Annotated in this window: 14 protein-coding genes; 6 read left to right on the top strand and 8 right to left on the bottom strand. The window is 42.2% G+C overall.

The genetic code is table 11. The annotated features are described in order from the left end of the window. Positions 1–124: 124 nt before the first annotated feature. From P8629_RS10335 to P8629_RS10325, 3 genes are read right to left on the bottom strand one after another with little or no spacing between them, the layout of a single operon-like run. Positions 125–1,081, bottom strand: a complete 957-nt coding sequence (locus P8629_RS10335) for an alpha-L-glutamate ligase-like protein (RefSeq protein WP_278166060.1) — start codon at positions 1,079–1,081, stop codon at positions 125–127. Continuing rightward, positions 1,081–2,598 (bottom strand): inactive transglutaminase family protein, encoded by a 1,518-nt coding sequence (locus P8629_RS10330; protein ID WP_278166059.1) that lies wholly within the window; start codon positions 2,596–2,598, stop codon positions 1,081–1,083. The genes P8629_RS10335 and P8629_RS10330 overlap by 1 nt, the downstream gene beginning before the upstream one ends. Next, the gene (locus tag P8629_RS10325; RefSeq protein WP_278166058.1) at positions 2,598–3,401 is read right to left on the bottom strand and encodes an ATP-dependent zinc protease family protein; all 804 of its coding nucleotides are present in this window, start codon (positions 3,399–3,401) and stop codon (positions 2,598–2,600) included. The genes P8629_RS10330 and P8629_RS10325 overlap by 1 nt, the downstream gene beginning before the upstream one ends. Positions 3,402–3,680: 279 nt before the next feature. Between P8629_RS10325 and P8629_RS10320 the strand changes: the two genes are divergently transcribed. Next, positions 3,681–4,400: a YebC/PmpR family DNA-binding transcriptional regulator gene (locus tag P8629_RS10320; protein WP_278166057.1), complete on the top strand. Its 720-nt coding sequence runs from the start codon at positions 3,681–3,683 to the stop codon at positions 4,398–4,400. A gap of 49 nt (positions 4,401–4,449) precedes the next feature. On the opposite strand, the gene P8629_RS10315 is transcribed toward P8629_RS10320, so the two are convergent. From P8629_RS10315 to P8629_RS10300, 4 genes are all read right to left on the bottom strand, one after another. After that, positions 4,450–4,716 carry a GIY-YIG nuclease family protein gene (locus tag P8629_RS10315; protein WP_278166056.1) on the bottom strand — a complete coding sequence of 89 codons (267 nt, stop codon included), beginning with the start codon at positions 4,714–4,716 and terminating at the stop codon, positions 4,450–4,452. Positions 4,717–5,017: 301 nt separating this feature from the next. Continuing rightward, complete coding sequence (locus tag P8629_RS10310) at positions 5,018–5,491, bottom strand: hypothetical protein (protein ID WP_278166055.1); 474 nt, start codon at positions 5,489–5,491, stop codon at positions 5,018–5,020. Positions 5,492–5,563: 72 nt separating this feature from the next. Continuing rightward, on the bottom strand, positions 5,564–6,118 hold the full coding sequence (locus P8629_RS10305) for a hypothetical protein (RefSeq protein ID WP_278166054.1): 555 nt from the start codon (positions 6,116–6,118) through the stop codon (positions 5,564–5,566). Between the two features lie 622 nt (positions 6,119–6,740). Beyond that, entirely contained in the window at positions 6,741–8,960 is a 2,220-nt protein-coding gene (locus tag P8629_RS10300) for an NADP-dependent isocitrate dehydrogenase (RefSeq protein ID WP_278166053.1), read from the bottom strand. A gap of 103 nt (positions 8,961–9,063) precedes the next feature. On the opposite strand from P8629_RS10300, the gene P8629_RS10295 reads away from it, so the two are divergent. The 4 genes from P8629_RS10295 to P8629_RS10280 are packed head-to-tail and all read left to right on the top strand — an operon-like array spanning position 9,064 to position 11,776. Continuing rightward, on the top strand, positions 9,064–9,621 hold the full coding sequence (locus P8629_RS10295) for an rRNA large subunit pseudouridine synthase E (protein ID WP_278166052.1): 558 nt from the start codon (positions 9,064–9,066) through the stop codon (positions 9,619–9,621). Positions 9,622–9,633: 12 nt separating this feature from the next. Beyond that, the gene (gene mnmA / locus P8629_RS10290; RefSeq protein ID WP_278166051.1) at positions 9,634–10,773 is read left to right on the top strand and encodes a tRNA 2-thiouridine(34) synthase MnmA; all 1,140 of its coding nucleotides are present in this window, start codon (positions 9,634–9,636) and stop codon (positions 10,771–10,773) included. Between the two features lie 8 nt (positions 10,774–10,781). After that, positions 10,782–11,468, top strand: coding sequence for a high frequency lysogenization protein HflD (hflD, locus tag P8629_RS10285; protein ID WP_278166050.1), 687 nt, complete (start codon positions 10,782–10,784; stop codon positions 11,466–11,468). Positions 11,469–11,497: 29 nt separating this feature from the next. Continuing rightward, entirely contained in the window at positions 11,498–11,776 is a 279-nt protein-coding gene (locus tag P8629_RS10280) for a cupin domain-containing protein (RefSeq protein WP_278166049.1), read from the top strand. A gap of 104 nt (positions 11,777–11,880) precedes the next feature. On the opposite strand, the gene P8629_RS10275 is transcribed toward P8629_RS10280, so the two are convergent. Next, positions 11,881–13,797 carry a SurA N-terminal domain-containing protein gene (locus tag P8629_RS10275; RefSeq protein WP_278166048.1) on the bottom strand — a complete coding sequence of 639 codons (1,917 nt, stop codon included), beginning with the start codon at positions 13,795–13,797 and terminating at the stop codon, positions 11,881–11,883. A gap of 129 nt (positions 13,798–13,926) precedes the next feature. Here P8629_RS10275 and P8629_RS10270 point away from each other — a divergent pair, with 129 nt between their 5' ends. After that, a complete protein-coding gene (locus P8629_RS10270; RefSeq protein WP_278166047.1) occupies positions 13,927–14,283 on the top strand; it encodes a response regulator in 357 nt (118 codons plus the stop codon). Positions 14,284–14,432: the final 149 nt, after the last annotated feature.

Genomic DNA, 14,432 nt, shown 5'->3' with positions numbered 1-14,432 from the left:
TTATATCGGTAATCAAAATTATGCTGACATATTAAACAGATTATCAGAACAATTCATCTTTATTTATGATGTATATCAAGATCATATGAAGAAATATGAAAGGAAGGGTTTTTCTAACCACTTGTTATTGCAGAGATGTTAAAACATAAGCCACTCGTTTTTCAGCGGTTAAATGCGTTTCTTCAAGTGCTTCGATTTGACGTAGTCTAGGTAACAACCCTTTTCCATTCGCCAATTGGATAGACAACCCAGGGCGTGCATTTAACTCCAACAACATTGGTCCTTTATCTTTATCTAACACAATGTCCGCGCCTAAATAGCCCAACCCAATCATATCGTAGCATTTGGATACCAATAACAATAAATCTGGCCAGTTTGGAATTTGAATATCATTTAAAACTTGTCCCGTATCAGGGTGATGCTCTAATCGTTTTTCAAACTGTACGGCATAAGCCGCCTTACCGGTTGCCATATCCAATCCAACCCCGACGGCGCCTTGGTGGAAGTTTGCCTTCCCATCAGATACCTCAGTTGAAAGACGCAACATCGCCATGACCGGATAGCCTTTAAACACTATGATACGGATATCAGGTACACCTTGGTATGAGTATTTATCAAACAAGGGATCCGCATGTATCAAATCTTCAATCAAAGCCACATCCGGCGCTCCAGCTAAAGAATATAGACCCGCTAAAATATTAGTTACATGGCGTTCAATACTCTCCAAGCTTATCTCTTTCCCTGAGGCTCGTACAAATTGATCTCCTTTACGACCGGTAATCACCAAAATACCTTTTCCACCGGAGCCTCGTGCAGGCTTTATGACAAACTCATCCTTATCAGCCAACAAATTAACCAAGGTTTTCACTTCATATTGATGTTCAATCACACCTTGGAGTTTGGGTGCAAGCACTTGATATTTTTGCGCCATCCGCTTGGTTTTAAACTTGTTATCCACCAAGGGATAAAGAGAGCGATCATTATATTTACCAATATAATCGATATTACGTCCATTCATACCCAAAATGCCAATGTCATTCAATCGGCGCCAGCTAATCCACTTAAACATTGATTTGAACATCAAGCTTGATCCATTGCTTGGAAACGGCGCAACTCTAATAAGCGATACCCGGTGTATCGACCTAGCAACATAATCATTGCCACGACCACCAGGTTTAATTCAGGGAAATTGAAGCTCAAATACCCGACCCAAGACGTTTGCATCCCAAGATACGCCACCACAGCAACGAGTAAACTCCCTCCCCCTCGAATCAGAACTTGTCTCGCGCCTTCTTCTTCCCACAGAATCGACATTCGCTCAATGGTCCAGGCCAAGATAATAATCGGGAAGAATGCCACTGTCATGCCCGTATTGAACCCAAGCTTGTACCCAACCAGACTCATCAACCCGATAATAAAAATCACGATGACAATAATGGTGGCTATTCGAGCTACCAGTAACAAATTCAAAGCAGAAAGATAACTGCGCAACATCAACCCGATGGCAACAATCGCAATAAAATTGATTAACCCTAATCCTAAAGAGGTTTGTATAAAGGCCATCGCAATCAAAACCGGCATAAAAGTCCCAGAAGTTTTGATCCCAATCAACACTCGCATCATCACCGTTATCAAAGCCCCAATCGGTAACAACAACAAGAGCTTAAACACACTCTGTTCTTCAATCGGAAGATGATGAATACTCAGTATGCCAAATCCCTCGTCACTCGAATATTCTTGTGCCAACTCCACTGCTGGCATTTTTTGCTCAATCATCGAAAAACCGACCTGAGCATCTTCCCCACCGATCAAGTCAATCAATGAATTTCCACCACGATTCCACAATAAGAAATTTTCAGGCAACCCTTGTTTTCCCGTTTCCGGGTCAAACAAATGCCACTCACCCGCAGAATAAATCTCTATCATTGGCACTAAAGACTGATTACGACGTCGATCTTCAAGATATAGTCCCATTGGGACGCGCACTTTCATCCCGGCATCCGTCAATAACTTCTGCAGAACTTCCGCTTTACTGTGCCCTTCCATCAACAATGCCGCATTTTGTTTCTCTGAGCGACTCGACAGCAACTTAATCAGTTCTCTCGTCAAACTGACATCCGTACTGGACTGGTTATACGCTTTCGCTAATAACTGTCGTGCCGCTATTTGCTCAGCCTGATCCCAAATAAGATTAATAACTTGTGCATTTTCTTCAGGCTTGGGTTGTTTCACGCCTTTTTCATTTTTATCCACCACCACTTGAACCTTATAATATAAGGTTTGAGCGCCTGACGCTTCTCGAATACTCCACTCACCACGTCGTACCCCCTCTTTGTCTACAATTGTAAACCCGTATCCCGGGGAAGCTGTCTGTTCAAAAAATAAACGGAATCCCGGAATATGTTTTGGTAAGTTCAAACTCGCCAAAACGGGCTTACCTTCCATCGCCTTGAAATCAACGCGGGCTTCGATCATCCAGGCAGAAGCTTTATCACCTGGCTTTAGAGGAATGCCTGTATCCACATGCCGCATCCAAGCCGTGACCAAACCGATAAACACCAATAACACAATGAAAAAGTAAAAAGAGGAACGAGACATTACTTGAGCACCTCTTTCTCTAGAGAAGACATTTCAGGAGGGGCAATTTTTTTCTTACTGATATCAACCAACATTAAATCCTTCAAAACATTTCTACCGATCAATACTGAAAAATCTAAATGTGAACGATCCGACAACGTAAATTCGACCATTTGTGGCACATTACCAATGGTTAATTTGAACTTCACAACAGGACGGCGTTCTTTTTCTTCTGAGTTTGACTGAAGAATCAACACAAACCGACTGACAGGTCGTTCAATTTCATGTACTTCCTTTGTCTTTCTGTCCACAAAATTAAAAGCCACCCATTCTTCACCATCACGCTCAAATACTTTCAAGTTCTGAGCATCTAAAGAAGAGGTTTTTGCTCCAGTATCAATTCTTGCCTCAAGTTCCAAATCAACAGGGCTTAAATGAACATCTTCAATCTCACCAATCAATAACTTATCCCCTACATACAGATAACCAGATTGATTTTTAACCTGTTGGGTATCCATTGGTCGGCTTCGTTTTGCTTGTGCCGAACGACTTTTTGCATCCGCTTGAACTTGTTTTTTCAAGTCGGAAACATCGGCTTCAATTTTTTTCAAAACCGCTTGCTGCTTATCAACCGACGTTTTGTATTCACTAACCAACTTCAGTTGCTTTTGGTCACGTTGAGCCAACGTCTGGTCCAGTTTGACCAAACGTTGATCAATCGAATTCAACTGAGAAGCTTTCACACTCATATCAGAAGGAAAGCAACCACTTAACCCCATAAAAACTGGTAAAAAAACAACCCCAAGTGCGTGATTAACTTTCACAAAAAAACCCTTTTCATTTATAAGACACACAATTTAAGAATCATAGCATGCTGCTCAACAACAACTATTGAAACAACCTGATTATCGGTTTGCTCCCATTGACATTTCTATTTCTTTAATACAGCCTAAATGTAATCAAAAACACGTAACAAGTCAATTTAGCCCCGTTTTTCTCAGCTATTTAAAATTAAAACTCTCACCTTAAAAGTTAAAGTTCGGCAACATATCGCCTGATTGTGTAAAATTTACGTTTTTAAAAAATTCGAACGGAAAAAACAGATGGGTAGAGCCTACCAAAACCGCAAAGAATCCATGGCGAAAACATCAGACGCCAAAGCCAAAGTTTACAGCAAATTCAGCCGAGAAATTTACGTCACCGCAAAAAGCGGCGGTGTCGAACCTGAAAGCAATCTTGCTTTACAAGGGTTGATTGAACGCGCCAAAAAAGCCCAAGTACCGGCACACGTTATCGACAAAGCACTCGACAAAGCCAAAGGGGGCGGTGGAGAAGACTTTGCCATTGCACGCTATGAGGGTTACGGCCCGGGCAACAGCATGGTCATTATTGAATGCCTAACGGATAACCCAAATCGTACTTTTGGGGATGTGCGTAGCTGCTTCACCAAAACCAAAACCAAAATCGGCACGCAAGGCAGTGTCAGCCACATGTTCGACCACGCCGCCATTTTAGTGTTTGCGGGTGAAGACGAAGAAGCGGTTCTGGAAGCGTTATTGATGGCAGATGTCGATGTTTCTGACATTGAAAATGAAGACGGTAAAATCAGTGTTTTTGTTCCAAATACCGAATATGCTAAAGCCAAAACGGCCTTAATCGATGCCTTTGGTGCGATTGACTTTGAAGTGGACGAAATTCAATTCTTACCGCACATGACCAAACCCATCGAAAACGAAGAAGACCGTGAAATGTTCGAGAAATTCCTTGAAATGCTGGAAGAGTTGGATGATGTTCAGAACGTTTACTATGACGTTGAATTATAAACTCAAGATACACGCAACTTCGTAAAAAACGGCCAGGCCTGGTCGTTTTTTACGCTCCTGCCTTAGAACATAATTGCTCTTTTTGAATCCGAGAAAACTGCTTAATGTCATATTCTCGCTTCATGGCCGTGCTTTTATCCTCACAAACTTGCTGATAAACCAATTCACAAGGTCTTCGTGCTTGAGTGTATTTCGCCCCACCTTTAACCTCACCATTGTGCTGACGAAGTCGTCGATCTAAATCGGTCGTCACTCCACAATACAACGTGTTGTCACCACACTTTAATAAATACACTACCCAAGATTGTTCAGCCATTCATCTACCCTTTTTGAGCCTTTCTAAACCAAAAAGCCCGTAAAAATAACCAGGCCTGGTTATTTTTACGGGTTTTTAATGATTACTTATTCTTCTTGCTGAATCAAAGGGTAACGTCCCCTTTTCTTAATTTTCATAAGGACTGTCCGCTTCATACACTTGTTAGTCCAGCGCTTGCGCGGGACACAAGTGGATGGAAAGCCGCAGCCCGTTAGTTCCGACGCGCAAGCGTCGGAACTAACGCCCCGGGTAAGCCGCCGGGACGGAGCGCAGCGTAGTACCGGTCGGCTTCACCCACTGGTTAAACATGACGGCCTTCGAAAAGGGGTTTTAGATGGAACTGCACGAGCGCTTCTAACAAGTTCAAGGCGAATCCGTCGCCCTGGTCTTCTATCAAAAATTCCATCCTAGACATGTTCTCTTTTATCCATTGTTGGATATTTTCTTTGTTTAACTCATCTATCTCGCGGTGCTTGCCCTCGGGGAAGCACTGTTTAAACGGACCCCTGTACTTAAAGATCGACTTGGGCATTGTGCTGGGCGTCGTTTCATCCAAGTTGTAGTGATGTGAATTCCAGCGTGCTTTGCTTTTCGGCCCAGCCTTTCCCACCTTGAAACAATGCTCGCCAGCCACGAAAGCATAGACACCACACATGCCGGTTTGCAGAGAAGTTGGGTTATGGGTAGGACCGCTGTCCATGAATTCTTGGAACACCTCTATCCCAGTGATTCCTTTGAATTCCTCTGCAATTCTATCTGCAAATGCCTGATTCATTGTTCGTACTTCTTACTGTTTAACGTTTAAGCTAACCGGCCGCGCGTTAGCGCGGTCGGGTTGAGTGGATTGTTAGGCATTAGAAGCCTCTTGAATCTCTCTTACTATTGATAATACCGTATCTGAATATTCCAGTGCCCGTTCTTTAGGGAGAACTACATTTTCATGATTTGAAAATGTTACTTTAATAGCTTGTAATCTATAGTAAAGATTTATATGCCCTTCTTTTATATGATTATTCAATTCCAGCCATTCGATAGCTTGACCTGCGTTATAGTAAGAATTTCCAGATTTTTGTTTCGCACACTCAATTACGGTTGACTCTAAACTATCCCAGGCTTGCAAAACCACTCCAAGAGGAGTCTTTTCCGCTAGCCACTTCATATTAGGTTTTAAGTCTTTTGTACTTGTAACTTCCCATGTGGCTTTTCCGCTGGTCAGTGGCATATCTTTTTGAATTGATTTAATTGTTTCACTAAAATCTAACTCTACATCTTTTATTTTTAACTTTTGTATACCTGACAAAACTTTTACGATTGGATCGCGCAACAAAATTATGACCACTATAAAAGAGAAAGGCCATGCTGTGTGTTCAATTAATTTGGATGTAAAAGATAGCCAATCCATCTGATTTCCTTTTGCCTAACGGGCTGCGGATAAGCGGCATGTCCGTTGAAAATTTATTTTCATAAGGACTGTCCGCTTCATACGCTTGTTAGTCCAGCGCTTGCGCGGGACACAAGTGGATGGAAATCCGCAGCCCGTTAGTTCCGACGCGCAAGCGTCGGAACTAACTATTATTAGACATCCTAACTTATATTTTTTACGTAGATCAATAACTTATAAAATTGATGTTTTTTGTTATATATTTAGTAAACAACCACATTTAAATAATTGATATTATTAATTTAATTAAAATAAAAAGCTATTTTATAAGGCCTAAATTATAGTGCCTAAACCATGTTTTTTGCCTTTGTGAGTGTATACATCCGAACTAAGTATTATTCTATACGAAAATAGACTGGCTTTGCTGTTTATGTATAAAAAATGGAGCCCGCATTCGATTAAAAATGTGACACGAGCAAAAAATCACACTTTGTACCTGTCGTTTTAACAACAAGTGACGCCAGTCCTTTAAAAAACGGATAAATCTACATTAAAAAACCCGCATAAAGCGGGCTTTTAATATCAAAAACAGCCAGGCCTGGTTGTTTTACGGGCTCTCGTTTTAAACGATTTGAAAGATTATTTAGACAGCATCAATCAAAGTGTTTAACGTGGCACTTGGGCGCATGGCTTGGCTCGCCAACTCACCATTAAACTTGTAGTAGCCACCAATATCAACCGGCTTGCCTTGTGCACCATTCAATTCTGACATAATCGTGTCTTCATTTTTCACTAAAGCGTCCGCCACGTTTTCAAAACGAGCTTTTAACTCCGCATCGGTTGCCTGTGCTGCCAGCTCCTGCGCCCAGTACATCGCTAAGTAAAAATGGCTGCCACGGTTATCAATTTCGCCCACTTTACGCGAAGGGGATTTATTGTTTTCAAGGAAACGCCCCGTGGCTTTGTCCAATGTATCCGCCAACACTTGTGCTTTCGGGTTATTGAAATGCGTTGCCAAGTGTTCTAATGATACTGCCAATGCCAAGAATTCACCTAAAGAATCCCAACGTAGGTGGTTTTCTTCCATAAACTGTTGAACGTGTTTCGGAGCAGAACCACCCGCACCCGTTTCAAACAAGCCACCGCCGTTCATCAAAGGCACAATAGACAGCATTTTCGCTGAAGTTCCTAATTCTAGAATCGGGAATAAGTCGGTTAAATAGTCACGCAATACGTTCCCCGTGACCGAAATCACATCCTTGCCTTCTTTTACATGACGCAGCGTAAAGCGCGTCGCTTCTTCTGGCGACATAATGTGAATTTCCAAGCCTGTTGTGTCGTGATCCAATAGGTAATGGTTCACTTTTTCAATCAACTGATGATCATGTGCGCGATTAGTGTCCAGCCAGAAAACAGCCGGTGTATTGGTGGCACGCGCACGATTAACAGCCAGCTTGACCCAGTCTTGGATCGGCGCATCTTTTACCTGACACATACGGAAAATATCGCCTGCTTCCACGGTTTGTTCCAGCAGCACGTTACCATTTGGTTCAACCACTCGGACCGTACCGGCATTGTCCATTTGGAAAGTTTTATCATGCGATCCATATTCTTCGGCTTTCTGCGCCATTAACCCCACATTCGGCACAGTTCCCATTGTGGTTGGATCAAATGCACCGTGATGCTTACAGAAGTTAATGGTTTCTTGGTAAACGCCGGCATAACAACGATCTGGAATCACCGCTAGCGTATCTTGTTGCTGTCCGTCTTTGTTCCACATTTTTCCTGAGGTACGAATCATCGCTGGCATTGACGCATCGACAATGACATCTGACGGCACGTGTAAATTAGTGATGCCTTTGTCCGAATCTACCATCGCGATATCCGCTTTGTCTTCAATGGTTTTGGCAATAGCCGCTTCAATTTCAGCTTGTTTATCGGCTGGCAATGATTCGATTTTGGCATAAACATCGCCCAACCCGTTATTCAAGTTGATGCCTAGCTTTTCAAACTCATCGGCATATTTTTTAAAGACGTCTTCAAAGAAGACTGACACAGCTTGACCAAAAATAATCGGGTCAGACACTTTCATCATGGTCGCTTTTAAATGAATCGAGAATAAAATACCTTGTTCTTTAGCTTCCGCCACAGCTTTGGCCAAAAAGCCTCTTAGCGCTTTCTGACTCATGACAGCCGCATCGATTACTTCGCCCGCTTGCAAAGGTGCTGTGCCTTTCAATTCTTTAGTGTCTCCTGACTTAGAAACGAATTCGATTTTGAATTCCGTGGCTTCTGGCAAAGTCAGCGACTTTTCTGAACCGTAAAAATCCCCTTCAGTCATATGTGCCACTTTTGACTTTGAATTTTCAGACCAAGCCCCCATTGAATGCGGATGTTTTTTGGCAAAATTTTTCACTGAGGTCGGGGCACGACGATCAGAATTCCCTTCACGCAGAACCGGGTTAACCGCACTACCCAGTACTTTGGCGTAGGTGGCTTTGATTTTCTCTTCTTCAGCATTTTTCGGTGTCGCAGGATAATCCGGAATGTCATACCCTTGAGCTCGTAACTCTTTAATGACGGCATACAATTGCGGCACCGAAGCACTAATATTAGGCAACTTGATAATATTCGCTTCCGGCGTTTTCGCTAAACTACCTAACTCGGCCAATGCATCCCCTACTTTCTGAGCCTCGCTCAACTTGTCTGGGAAGTTCGCTAGAACACGCCCTGCTAACGAAATATCGCGCGTTTCAACCGACACGCCAGCCGCTTTGGTAAAAGCTTCAACAATCGGTAAAAGAGAATAAGTCGCTAGTGCAGGTGCTTCGTCAGTGAGTGTATAAATAATCTTTGCGGTCATTAGAGTTTCCTAATTAGAGTGCTTCAACGTTCACGTTGAATTGGATTAAAGATGTTAGAATAGGCGTTATTTTACCCCACCAGCCGGAAAAATATAAGTCAACATGAGTGAACTGCTGCTTTTTAACAAACCTTTTAATGTGCTGTGTCAATTTACGGATGAGCCCGAGTTTAAAGATCAGCGCCAAACGCTGGCAGATTTTATCGATCAACCAGGTTTCTATGCGGCCGGTCGATTGGATCGAGATTCGGAAGGATTATTGTTACTGACCAATGATGGCAAGCTCCAACAACAAATCGCCAACCCAAAGCATAAACAACCGAAAACCTATTTGGTTCAGGTAGAAGGCGACATCAGTAAAGAAGCCATAAAACAGTTACAACAAGGCGTCACCCTAAAAGATGGTCTGACACGCCCTGCCAAAGCACGCAAAATAGCAGAACCTAAGTGGTTATGGCCAAGAAATCCGCCGATTCGTGAGCGTAAAAATATTCCCACCACTTGGGTGGAGCTTAGCATCACAGAAGGAAAGAACCGTCAAGTTCGCCGAATGACAGCGGCCGTCGGCTTTCCCACACTGCGTTTGATTCGTACTCAAATCGGTGATTACCAGCTTAAAAACTTACAACCGGGCGAATCCATGTTCGTCAAAAATTCGTGATAGAATAACAACATGCAAACATCAAAACAAGATAATTCAAAGATTAAAGTCATCGTCGGACTATCCGGTGGTGTGGACTCTTCTGTCACCGCTTTGTTGCTAAAGCAACAGGGATATGACGTGGAAGGGTTATTTATGAAAAACTGGGAAGGTGATGATACCGAAGACTATTGCCCTGCCGCAGAGGATTTAAAAGACGTATTAGCCATTTGCGAAAAGCTCGAAATCCCTTTGCACGTGGAAAACTTTTCGGGTGAATATTGGGACCACGTTTTTGAACATTTCCTGGCGGAATATAAATCCGGACGCACTCCTAACCCAGACATCCTGTGTAACAAAGAAGTGAAGTTCAAGGCGTTTTTAGATCATGCTATGACGTTAGGTGCCGATTATATCGCCACCGGACATTATGCTCGCATCAGCCGGGATGAGAACGGACAGTGTTATTTGTTAAAAGGGTTGGACAATAATAAAGACCAAAGTTATTTTCTTTACACGTTACAGCAGCATCAGTTGTCAAAATCCATGTTCCCGATTGGAGAGCTGGAAAAACCTTATGTTCGTCAATTAGCAGAAGAAGCTGACTTAATCACGCATGACAAGAAAGACAGCACAGGAATTTGTTTTATCGGTGAACGTAAGTTCAAAGATTTTTTACAACAGTTCTTACCAGCACAGCCGGGGGATATAGTAAATACCGAAGGTGACGTGATTGGTCATCATGAAGGGTTAATGTATCACACGCTTGGCCAACGAAAAGGCTTGGGTATTGGGGGTGGTTTTGGCGATTCCGGGTTGCCTTGGTTTTCTGCCGACAAAAATCTGGAAACGAACCAACTGATTGCTGTACAAGGATCAGGCCACCCATTATTGAACCATGCTTTTTTAACGGCAAACACTTGTGACTGGGTTTCAGGTCAATGCCCACCATTAAAGCACCCTTTGAAAGCGAAGGTGCGTTATCGCCAACCGGAACAGCCTTGCCAAATCCTCTCTGAGAAAGAGGGGGAAATTATTGTACAATTTGATGAAGAGCAAACCGCCATTACCCCAGGGCAATCTGTGGTGTTTTATGATGGCGAAACCTGTTTAGGGGGTGCCATTATTACAGGGCGCTACCATTCTTTATCTGACATTAACGGAAACGACTGACTCTATTTATGACATATACCGACCAAGATAAAGCCATTGCACTGATAGGCATTTACCAAGTCTCACAGCAGGTATTCCAGCTGGCAACGACAGGTAAAACCGATGAAAAAGCCTATGAAGCGACAATCAATTCACTTTTTTGTGAAAACCCACAAGATACTTTGGATGTGTTCGGCGGAGATGTCGCCAATATTCAATTAGGCGTGAACACCCTTCTCTCCCAAATGAGTTCTAATCAAGCAGTTTCATCTCGTAATATTGAAATTACTAAATATGTTTTGAGTCTAATGATTTTAGAAAAAAACGTTTCTAAAACGGACGGGGCTTTGCAAAAAGTTTCTCGAGTGATTGAGTCTGCTCGCGCACAGCGTGAGCATTTTAACGACTTCCATGAAAATGTTATCGCCACACTGGCAAGAGCTTATTCGGAGAATATCAGTCAAATCAGTCCAAGAATTATTGTGAATGGCCAACACGGGCATTTACAAAACCCTAAAACTGCGAATAAAATCAGAGCATTATTGCTGGCAGGTATTCGAGCCTCTCTTTTATGGAGACAAGTCGGTGGTACCCGCTGGGGACTACTATGGTACCGTAAGAAATATTTAAAATCGGCACAATCACTTTATCGAGTCCCGTTAAAAAACGAATTTAAATCATTTGACGACAACGAGCCGCCGTCATCTCATTCATAACAACGCAATCCGAATTAAGGAGCACGACGATGGATCAGGATGTAACAATCGAGTCAAACCCAAGTGAAGACCAACTAGCCTCTCTTGGAACAAGAGATTGGCCTATTTGGGAAAAGGAAGTATCGAATTTTCCTTGGCATTATGATGAGCAAGAAGTATGTTATGTGCTCGAGGGTGAAGTGACTGTCACGACAGAAAACGGAACTCAGTACCATATCAAACCCGGCGATTTAGTGACTTTTCGCCAAGGACTTAATTGTTATTGGTCAGTCGAATTCCCAATCAAAAAACATTATAAATTTGGTTAAACAAACGACCGCTTACCCCTAAATTATAAAAAAAGCCCTGTGCTCATTCGAACACAGGGCTTTTTTATTGTTTAAAAACGACCAGGCCTGGTCGTTTTAGACGATTATCTTGCGGACTTAATCGTTTTATAGTTTTCTTTACGCTCAATATCCGCTTTAGCAACCATCGCTTGGACACGTGCATCTGCTTCAGAAACACCTGCCAACTGAACCAGTGCAGACTTCATTTGCGCTAACTGTGCTTTGTCATCCGGCAAAGAACCTTCTTTTACACGCAAGATTTCAATCACAACAGAATCCCCTGTCGGTAACGCATAAATCGTATAAGTAGGCTGACCATCTTTTGGCTTAGGTGCTTTAAAGATCGCTTGTGTCAGTTGAGGTAAAAGACGACGATTTTCACGTTCTAACCAACCAACATTCGAAAATTCTACACCGTCTTTTTTCAAGTCGGCCATTTTTTGATCGCCTTTTAAAAGTTGCTCGTGAAGTTTTTTCGCAAGTTCTGCAGAGGCTTTCACGCCTGCTTCTCGTTTAAGAATTTTTTCAATATCGACTTTCACTTCAGCCAAAGTCTGTTGTTTTTCGTCAATCACTTTTTTCACACGAATGACAACTGAAGCATCAGGTGAAATTTCAATTGCACTACTGTTCAAACCAGATTTTTTGACTTCTTCAGAATACGCCGCCGTAATGACTTTGCCATTAGAGGTAACATCATCATCACCACCGACTCTTGAAAAAGGTTCTGTGGTTTTGATTTCCAACCCAACCGCGTCCGCTGCTGGAATTAAAGAGTCAGCCTGCTCATAAGCAATCGTATTCAACTGTTCAAGCTCATCAAAATATTGTTTATCTGCTTGCTGACGACGATAAATTTTTTCTGCTTCCGCTTTCACGTCTGCAAAATCCTGCGTTTTCTTAGGCTGAATCTTTGTTAACTTAATTAGGTGATAACCAAATTCCGTTTTAACCGGTTCACTGATTTCATTAAGCTTCATTGAAAAGACTGCTTTATCAAATGCAGGCACCATCATGCCTTGCTGGAAAAGTCCCAGATCACCACCCATATTGGCAGAGCCCGGATCATCTGAATAGGTTTTTGCCAGTTTTGCAAAATCTTCTCCAGCAGCTAATTTAGCTTGGATTTCTTTAATGGTCTTCTGGGCATCAGCATCCTGAGACTCAGCATCCACTTTGATCAAAATATGGCTAGCTTGGCGTTTTTCAGGCTGAGTAAATTGATCTTTGTTAGCTTGATAGAATTGTTTTAATGCCTCTTCATCTACCTTGACTTTGTCTGCCAAGTCTTGCTTTGACAACAGCACGTAACTTAACACTACTTGCTCCGGCGTAATAAAGTCCTCTTTATGATTGTTGTAATACGTTTGAATCTCTTCTTCCGTAATCTGCGCTTTCTGCATGAAAGGGCGCTGATCAACTCTTAAATAGTTCACATCACGCTGCTGAAACTGAAGTGCGGCTAATTGCGCTAACTGAGCATCACTTGAAATGGCGGAGGCCATCGTTAATTGACGGTTTTGGTTTTCGATCAGAAACTGTCTTTGTTCATGCTCAAAACGTGCCACATTCAATCCGTTTTGCAACAGGATTTCTTGGTAACGTTGCTGATCAAACTTACCATCTTTCTGAAAGACTTCAGCTGATTCAATGGTGGCTGAAAGTTGCTGGTTTGAAATCATCATGTTATGCGAATCAGCCCATTGACGAACCACTTCTGATTCAATCAAAGCATCCATCACATCATCACGCAGTTGTTCGTCCTTCACCACTTGATCATACATTTCACCAAACTGGTTTTTTAGGCGAGCTTTTTGGCGGCTGTAAAGCGTTAAAAAATCGCTGGCAGTGACATCCTCACCATTCACTTCTGCAACGACAACAATTTTGTCCCCTTTGGCATACTGATCAATTCCAAAAAGTGCAAAAGTTAGAATAATCAATCCAACTATAACCCAGGCTATCCAACCTTGAGCGTGATTTCTAATGCTTTGTAACATCTTGTTTCAATACCTTAAAAGTAAAAAAAATTATTGTAACAAGGTCTGCTCTTGGTTTCAGATAAATTTTGAAATATCGCTTATCTTTGTATGCTAAAGTTAAGTGAATTTAGAAACGAGAAAGCCTGAATGAATAAAGTTCTTTATATTGACGATGCTTCTTCAATGCGGAAGTTGGTCAATTTGGTCATTGGCAAAGAGTTTGAATTAACGATGGCTGAAAATGGCCAAGAAGCTCTGGAAGCCATGAAAAAAACAGCTTTTGACGTGATTCTCTCTGATGTTAATATGCCGGTCATGGATGGATTAACCTTTTTAGAAAAAGCGCGCAACCTGAACGATTACCGATTTGTGCCAATTTTAATGATGACTACAGAAGCCAGCCCAGAAATGAAGGCGCAAGGTAAGGCATTAGGAGCAACTGGTTGGATTGTAAAACCCTTTAACCCTGATAATTTAGCCAATATTATTCGCAAAGTTCTTTAAAAACAGCCAGGCCTGGTTGTTTTATAGTTTTGTCGTTTCATAAAAAAAGCCGCTTTAAAGCGGCTTTTTTACTCCATAGATTCAACAAGCAAGTGCAACACCTAGGAATAGAAAAAGGTTAGCTAATGAGCTACCTTTTCAGTTCCCCA

The organism is Hydrogenovibrio sp. 3SP14C1, from assembly GCF_029625905.1.
Classification (GTDB): Bacteria; Pseudomonadota; Gammaproteobacteria; order Thiomicrospirales; family Thiomicrospiraceae; genus Hydrogenovibrio.
Note: the sequence above shows the minus strand (reverse complement) of the source record. Positions and strands in the feature narration are given on the sequence as shown.

Bases quoted from the DNA above. Each gene is read 5' to 3' on its own strand.
- P8629_RS10335 (WP_278166060.1), bottom strand. From the start codon at position 1,081: ATGTTCAAATCAATGTTTAAGTGGATTAGCTGGCGCCGATTGAATGAC.
- P8629_RS10330 (WP_278166059.1), bottom strand. From the start codon at position 2,598: ATGTCTCGTTCCTCTTTTTACTTTTTCATTGTGTTATTGGTGTTTATC.
- P8629_RS10320 (WP_278166057.1), top strand. From the start codon at position 3,681: ATGGGTAGAGCCTACCAAAACCGCAAAGAATCCATGGCGAAAACATCA.
- P8629_RS10315 (WP_278166056.1), bottom strand. From the start codon at position 4,716: ATGGCTGAACAATCTTGGGTAGTGTATTTATTAAAGTGTGGTGACAAC.
- P8629_RS10310 (WP_278166055.1), bottom strand. From the start codon at position 5,491: ATGAATCAGGCATTTGCAGATAGAATTGCAGAGGAATTCAAAGGAATC.
- P8629_RS10305 (WP_278166054.1), bottom strand. From the start codon at position 6,118: ATGGATTGGCTATCTTTTACATCCAAATTAATTGAACACACAGCATGG.
- P8629_RS10300 (WP_278166053.1), bottom strand. From the start codon at position 8,960: ATGACCGCAAAGATTATTTATACACTCACTGACGAAGCACCTGCACTA.
- P8629_RS10295 (WP_278166052.1), top strand. From the start codon at position 9,064: ATGAGTGAACTGCTGCTTTTTAACAAACCTTTTAATGTGCTGTGTCAA.
- mnmA (WP_278166051.1), top strand. From the start codon at position 9,634: ATGCAAACATCAAAACAAGATAATTCAAAGATTAAAGTCATCGTCGGA.
- hflD (WP_278166050.1), top strand. From the start codon at position 10,782: ATGACATATACCGACCAAGATAAAGCCATTGCACTGATAGGCATTTAC.
- P8629_RS10280 (WP_278166049.1), top strand. From the start codon at position 11,498: ATGGATCAGGATGTAACAATCGAGTCAAACCCAAGTGAAGACCAACTA.
- P8629_RS10275 (WP_278166048.1), bottom strand. From the start codon at position 13,797: ATGTTACAAAGCATTAGAAATCACGCTCAAGGTTGGATAGCCTGGGTT.
- P8629_RS10270 (WP_278166047.1), top strand. From the start codon at position 13,927: ATGAATAAAGTTCTTTATATTGACGATGCTTCTTCAATGCGGAAGTTG.